This is a genomic window from Devosia sp., assembly GCF_017307565.1.
Taxonomy (GTDB): Bacteria; Pseudomonadota; Alphaproteobacteria; order Rhizobiales; family Devosiaceae; genus Devosia.
Genome location: NZ_JAFKHD010000412.1, coordinates 1 through 6,029, shown reverse-complemented (window position 1 = coordinate 6,029; position 6,029 = coordinate 1). Strand labels below are relative to the sequence as shown.

General features: G+C 61.2%; 10 protein-coding genes. 1 reads left to right on the top strand and 9 read right to left on the bottom strand.

The window, feature by feature from the left end:
* A partial coding sequence (locus tag J0I64_RS16980; protein ID WP_291410371.1) for an ATP-dependent Clp protease proteolytic subunit occupies positions 1 to 262 on the top strand: 262 nt, incomplete at its 5' end.
* Positions 263 to 317: 55 nt separating this feature from the next.
* Here J0I64_RS16980 and J0I64_RS16975 read toward each other — a convergent pair.
* From J0I64_RS16975 to J0I64_RS16935, 9 genes are all read right to left on the bottom strand, one after another.
* Positions 318 to 1,574 carry a multidrug effflux MFS transporter gene (locus tag J0I64_RS16975; protein ID WP_291410369.1) on the bottom strand — a complete coding sequence of 419 codons (1,257 nt, stop codon included), beginning with the start codon at positions 1,572 to 1,574 and terminating at the stop codon, positions 318 to 320.
* Between the two features lie 125 nt (positions 1,575 to 1,699).
* A complete protein-coding gene (locus tag J0I64_RS16970; RefSeq protein WP_291410367.1) occupies positions 1,700 to 2,926 on the bottom strand; it encodes an MFS transporter in 1,227 nt (408 codons plus the stop codon).
* Positions 2,927 to 3,087: 161 nt separating this feature from the next.
* Entirely contained in the window at positions 3,088 to 3,423 is a 336-nt protein-coding gene (grxD, locus tag J0I64_RS16965) for a Grx4 family monothiol glutaredoxin (protein WP_291410366.1), read from the bottom strand.
* A gap of 108 nt (positions 3,424 to 3,531) precedes the next feature.
* Positions 3,532 to 4,071 carry a hypothetical protein gene (locus J0I64_RS16960; RefSeq protein WP_291410364.1) on the bottom strand — a complete coding sequence of 180 codons (540 nt, stop codon included), beginning with the start codon at positions 4,069 to 4,071 and terminating at the stop codon, positions 3,532 to 3,534.
* Positions 4,072 to 4,093: 22 nt separating this feature from the next.
* Entirely contained in the window at positions 4,094 to 4,735 is a 642-nt protein-coding gene (locus J0I64_RS16955; RefSeq protein ID WP_291410362.1) for an HAD family hydrolase, read from the bottom strand.
* The gene (locus J0I64_RS16950; protein ID WP_291410358.1) at positions 4,732 to 5,112 is read right to left on the bottom strand and encodes an HIT family protein; all 381 of its coding nucleotides are present in this window, start codon (positions 5,110 to 5,112) and stop codon (positions 4,732 to 4,734) included. Before J0I64_RS16950 ends, J0I64_RS16955 begins: the two co-directional genes overlap by 4 nt.
* The gene (locus tag J0I64_RS16945) at positions 5,109 to 5,432 is read right to left on the bottom strand and encodes a DUF6665 family protein (RefSeq protein ID WP_291410356.1); all 324 of its coding nucleotides are present in this window, start codon (positions 5,430 to 5,432) and stop codon (positions 5,109 to 5,111) included. Before J0I64_RS16945 ends, J0I64_RS16950 begins: the two co-directional genes overlap by 4 nt.
* 6 nt (positions 5,433 to 5,438) lie before the next feature.
* The gene (locus tag J0I64_RS16940; protein WP_291410354.1) at positions 5,439 to 5,672 is read right to left on the bottom strand and encodes a BolA family protein; all 234 of its coding nucleotides are present in this window, start codon (positions 5,670 to 5,672) and stop codon (positions 5,439 to 5,441) included.
* A gap of 86 nt (positions 5,673 to 5,758) precedes the next feature.
* Positions 5,759 to 6,029 (bottom strand): hypothetical protein (locus J0I64_RS16935; protein ID WP_291410352.1); only part of this gene is annotated, 271 nt, incomplete at its 5' end.

Below are 6,029 nucleotides of genomic sequence, written 5' to 3'. Positions count from 1 at the left end.
GATCATGCTGCACCAGCCCTCCGGCGGCTATCAGGGCAAGGTGACCGACATTCTCATCCATGCGGAAGAAAGTCTGCGGCTCAAGCGCCTGACCAACGGCCTTTACGCAAAGCATTGCGGACGGACCTATGAGGAGGTGGAAGCGGCGCTGGAGCGCGACCGGTACATGGCGCCCGAGGACGCCAAGGCCTGGGGTCTGGTGGATCACGTCTATTCAGATCGAGGGGAGCTCGAGCTGTCCTTGCCACAGCCCACGACTTAGCCTGCCATAAAAAAAAGATCCCCGCTTTCGCGGGGATCTTTCAAACGTCGGTGGATTAGTGGGTGTCCATCACAGGCTCGCTGCTGGCGTGCGCATATTGCTCGCCTACACCGAACAGTCGCCCCTTCTCTGCAATGAGGATGCAGACGAGTGCCAACACGCCCATGGCAAAGTAGCCGCTGGCTGCCGGCACGGTGGTGCCGTCAAAATGCTGGCCGGTATAGCTGCCGATGAGGGCGCCACCCACGGTTTGGATGAAGCCAAAAACCGAAGCAGCGGTACCTGCGACCTTGCCGAGCGGCTCCATCGAGAGCGAGTTCATGTTCGACGAGGCCCAGCCGAAGCAGAACATGATGATCGCCAGGAGGCTGAAGAATAGCCAGAGCGGCATGAAGCCGGTCAGGGCGAGGATCAGCCAGATACCGGCGCCGGCGGTATAGACCAGCATGGCGCCGTGAGACAGGCGACGCATGCCGAACCGGCGGACGACCCTCGAGTTGGTGAAGGAGGACACGGCCATGAGGCCTGCCATTGCTGCGAAGGCGACTGGGAAATAGACGCCGAGGCCGTAGATATCGACGTAGATCTGCTGGGACGAGGTGATGAAGCCGAAGAGGGCCCCGAACAGGAACATGCCGGCGAGGCCATAGAAGAAGGCTACGCGGTTGGTGAAGACGATGCGGAAGCCATCGAAAACGCCTGTCACGCTTAGCGGACGGCGTTTGTCGAGCGGCAGGGTTTCGGGCAGGCGGTAGTAGGTCCAGATCCAGAGGGCAAGGGCCAGAACGCCCATGAAGACAAAGATGGTCTGCCACGGACCGGTCAGCAGCAGGACTTGGCCGATGCCGGGCGCGATGATCGGGATGGCCATGAAGACCATGAAGGTCAGCGACATAACTTCTGCCATTTCGCGACCGGAATACCGATCACGCACCACGGCGGTGGTGATGACACGCACGCTGGCCGCGCCCATGCCCTGCACAAAGCGGAGGATAAGGAGTACGGCAAAGTTCGGTGCGAATGCGGCTGCAATCGCCGCGACGACATAGATGCTGATGCCCACCAGCATCGGCGCGCGCCGGCCGAAGCGATCAGTAAGCGGGCCGAAGCCCAGCACGGCAATTCCCATGCCCAGCATGTAAGCGGATACGACGAACTGACGCTCATTCTCGTTAGCGATGCCGAGGGCCTCGCCCATATAGGGAAGGGCCGGCAACATGACGTCGATGGCCAGGGCATTCAGCGCCATGAGCGCGGCCATAAGGGCAATGAATTCGGGGCGCGAAAGCACCCGATTGAAATGATCTGACATGATTATTGCTCAGAGAGGACAACCGCCCGGGGGGAGTTTGGGTGGTGCAAAGATTGGCCGGACCATGAACCTGTCTGGCGGCGATGGCAAGTTTTTATCGGCAAATGCCGATAAAAGAAGGCTAGTCAGGCGGGCTTGAGGCCGAAGCTGGGAACACTGCGCTCGTTGATCGGCAGGTGCACAGCCGCAGAGGCAAGGCCGAGGATGATGCCGAGGTACCAGACCAAGCTGTAGGAGCCCGTTTGGTCGTAAACCACACCGCCCAGCCAGACCCCGAAGAACGAGCCGATCTGGTGGCTAAGGAAAGCGACACCATAGAGCATGCCCATGTAACGCGGCCCGAAGAAGAGGGTCACGAGACCTGCGGTCAGTGGCACCGTCGAGAGCCAGAGCAACCCCATAGCAGCGGCGAAGGTATAGGCGGTGATTTCGCTGACAGGCACCATCAGGAAGGCAGCGATCGCGAGGGCGCGGAGGAAATAAATGATGACGAGCAGCATCTGCTTTGGCAACCGGCTACCCAGCCAGCCGGAGAGGAGTGACCCGGCAATGTTGAAAAGGCCGATCACGGCAATGGTCCAGCTGCCGACTTCCGGCGAGAGGCCGCACTGGACGAGATAGGCCGGCATGTGGACGTTGATGAAGGCCAGGTGGAAACCGCAGACGAAGAAGCCGATCACCAGAAGGCGATAGGATCCGTGGCCCCAGGCCTGCGACAGCGCCTGCATGAAGGGCATGTCGGCCTGACCGGGTACGCTTTCGGCACGACCGCGCAGGGCGGCCGACAGTGGAATGATCAGCAGCACAAGCATCGCAATCCAGACGAGCGCCATCTGCCAGCCAAAGGCGTTGATAAAGCCCTGCCCGAGCGGGGCGAAGATGAACTGGCCCGCCGAAGAGGCCGCGGTCGCAATGCCGAATACGAAGCTGCGCTTTTCCGCCGGCACGACGCGGCCGAAAGCGGCCATGACGACGCCGAAGGAAGCGACGGCGATGCCGACACCGGTGACGACGCCGGCGGTCAGGGTCAGGCTCGTCACATCAGGTGAGAAGGCCATGCCAAGGACGCCGAGGGCGTAGATGAGGCCGCCGAAGGCGAGAACGCGGCCGGTGCCGTAGCGGTCGGCAAAGGCGCCGGCGAACGGCTGGGCGATGCCCCAGACCAGGTTCTGGATCGCCATTGCCATGCCCCACTGCTCACGGCTGAGGCCGAGGTCCTCGGTCGCGGGCAGGGTGAAAAGGCCGAATGCGCCGCGCGTGCCAAAGCCAATGGCGGCAATGATGCAGCCAGCGACGATGATGACTGGCAGCGGGATGGACTGGCGGGCGGGCACGGAGGCGGCAATAGTCATGGCGATCACCTAATCGAGTCCGATGGAGCTTACGCTGCCCGTCACATCACACAAAACGATATTGCTGAATGGTGGCGATCAGATTTCGTGATGGTAGCCGGCATGCGCGCAATAGAAAAAGCCCCGCCGGTGGCGGGGCTTTTCGGAAATCGGGGCAGTAATCAGGCGCTCTGCTTGACCGCGATACCGGCCTGCTGAAGCTGCGTCTGCAGCTCGCCGGACTGGAACATTTCGCGGGTGATGTCGGCGCCGCCGACAAATTCGCCCTTCACATAGAGCTGCGGAATGGTCGGCCAATTGGAATAGGCCTTGATGCCGTCACGCAGTTCGGGGCTTTCGAGCACGTTGGCGCTGTCAAATTCGACGCCGAGATAGTTCAGGATCTGAACGACCTGGCCGGAAAAGCCGCACTGCGGAAAATCGGGCGTACCCTTCATGAAAAGGAACACGTCGTTGTTCTTTACCTTTTCATCGATGAAGGCGTTGATGTCGGTCATGGGAGGAGCCTTTCAGGTAACCGGTGTCAAGGGCCGGCGGAACTCGCGCTTTAAATAGGACAGGACTGCGGCTCTGTCGAGATCAGCGCCGGCAAGCGCCGATGTTTGTTACTGTGTCGGGCTGCAGTGCTTCTCGCCGGTTGCCTTGATCTCTCCCGATACGACGTCGAGCACGCGCTCTTCCACAATCACCGCGCCGAGGCCGTTCGAGGAGTATTCCTCGAATTCGCGGCAGTTCTTCGCTGTTCCCTGTCTGGTGCGCTGCCAGAAGGTCACGGCATCGTCTGAAACCGTCACCTCGGCATCGGCGGGCTCATCGACAACGACTTGCCTGGCGGCGAGATCATAGATGACGACATCTCCGTCCGGGCCGGTGGAGCGGGTCAGCACCAGGTAGCTTCCGGCAAGCCCCTGGAGCCAGAGGGCATCGCCGTCTGGATTGACGATGAAATCGCCCTGGTGCTCGGCATATTCACACTTGATCTTGCCGCGGGCAGGGGCACGCACGAGGATGTCCATGCCAACGTCTTCGGCTCGCTCCTTCGCGATGACGAGGAAGCTGTCGTTCTGGAAGCACTGGGCTTCCTGGGCGAATGCGGGGGCGATGGTCAAGGCCAGCGCAGAGGCGGTGAGAGCCAGGCGGATCATAGTCAACTCCAGGGAAGCAGGATCAGGCCGGCGCGGTCGTCTTGAGCCGCGCGGCGATCCAGGGGTGGTCGGCACAGTCTTCGATCTTATCGAACAAAACGGCTTCCCAGCCATGCGCGCGTGCTGCGTCAATGACTTTTGGTGTGTCGTCAAAGAACAATGGTGGCTGCTCGAAGGAAGGCATGCGTTCTTCTGCCATCTCATAGAATTTCTTGTGCGCCTTGGTCCGACCAAACCGGGCTGAATAGAACATGTCTTCGAAAATGTCCTTGAGGCCCAGGGACTGCCAGAGAAACTGCGCCCGGCTGTGGTCCTGATTGGTAGCGAGATAGAGCCTTATCTCGGGATGCGTCTTCAGTTTCCGGATGGCATCGAGCAGAGCTGTGTTCGGAAAACAGTCATGGCCCATCCAGAGGTCAAGCACGGTCATCGTCGAGCCCTTGTAGCCAAAGGCTTTCAGGCGACGGTCGAGTGCCTCAACCATGGGGACTTCGCCGATCAGGACGCGTTTCATGAAGATGTCGTGGATGAATTCGCGCTGAAAGCGATCCGCATTGATGCCGAGTCCACGGAGCCGGTCATCGAACGTTTCGTGCAGGTCGGGACGGGCGTGAAAACCGTGGACCAGCACACCATCGACATCGAAGATCACGGCGCGCGTCATGCTTGTGTCCCCTTCTTGAACGGATATCTGATGCCTTTGCCCTCGAGCGGCTCGCCGGCAAAGCGCGGGATGATGTGGAGGTGTGTGTGGAACACGTTCTGCCCTCCAACCGCGCCGACATTCCAGCCCAGAGTGTAGCCATCGGGCTGATGGCTCGAGAAATGCTCGCGCGCGGCGGCAAGCGCCAGACCGAAATCGGCCCATTCGTCCGTCGTCATTTCAAACGGGGTTTCGCTGTGGCGGTGGGGCACGATCATGCCGGCGCGATGCAAGGCCGGATCGCTGCTGGCAAGCATGTAGAAGTGCTGCGTCTCCAAGAGGGCGCGGTCGGACAGGAGGCCATTGGCCCGGCAGAACCTGCAGCCGGGTTCCGTCATGACTTCCGCGCCGGCTTGGCTCCGAGCCCGACGAGAACATCGCCGGGAATGGCGAGCGTCTGAATGACATCAGTGTGCCGGCGAAAGCCAACCAGTTCGCGCTGCACGAAATAGGACCATACGGCATCGCGAGCGTCGTCGAGAGCAACCTCACGGCTGCCCGACGCTTCGGTCAGCGCTTTCAGTGCCTTGATGACGCGGGCTTCTGCTGCGCCGAGCGAGCTTGCCCGCTCGGCCGCGATTTCATGGTCGATTGCCGCGGTGCCGGCCTCGGGCCGAACCATGCGGATGAGGTCGAGCGACTCGCGGAGGCTCGACATTGCGGTTTATTCAGGCACGTTGGTCTGAAGGGCTAGAGCGTGCAGAGCTCCGCCCATGTCGCCCTGCAGGGCAGCGTAGACGAGTTGGTGCTGCTGCACGCGGCTTTTGCCGCGGAAGGTCTCGGAAATCACCGTGGCGGCATAGTGGTCGCCATCGCCGGCGAGGTCACGGATTTCGATTTCGGCATCGGGCAGGGCGGCCTTGATGCGGCGCTCGATCTCAGTGGCGTCCATTGGCATGTGCAGTCTCCCCGTTGTCGTTCAGCCGTTGCCGGCGATGCCCCTGATATGGCACGCAGGGGCAGCGGCTTCAATATCGGGAAGCGCTATTGCGCGGGAGAGGCTTCGGTCTCGGGCGTCGCACCAACGCAGCAATCTGCGTCAGAGCGGGTGGAGAAGTTCGCGATGATGAAATCTACGGCCGGGCGAACCTGTTCGGCGACCGAGGTGGCGTAGATGCAATCGAGCGAGTAGCCGCGGCCCGACGATACGGTCTCGGTGTGGACCAGGGTGATCGGGGTCTCCATCGGTGAGCTTTCGCTCGTGCCTTCATAGATGAGGGCCGTGGCATCCTGAAACTGGGTGGTTCCGGTATTG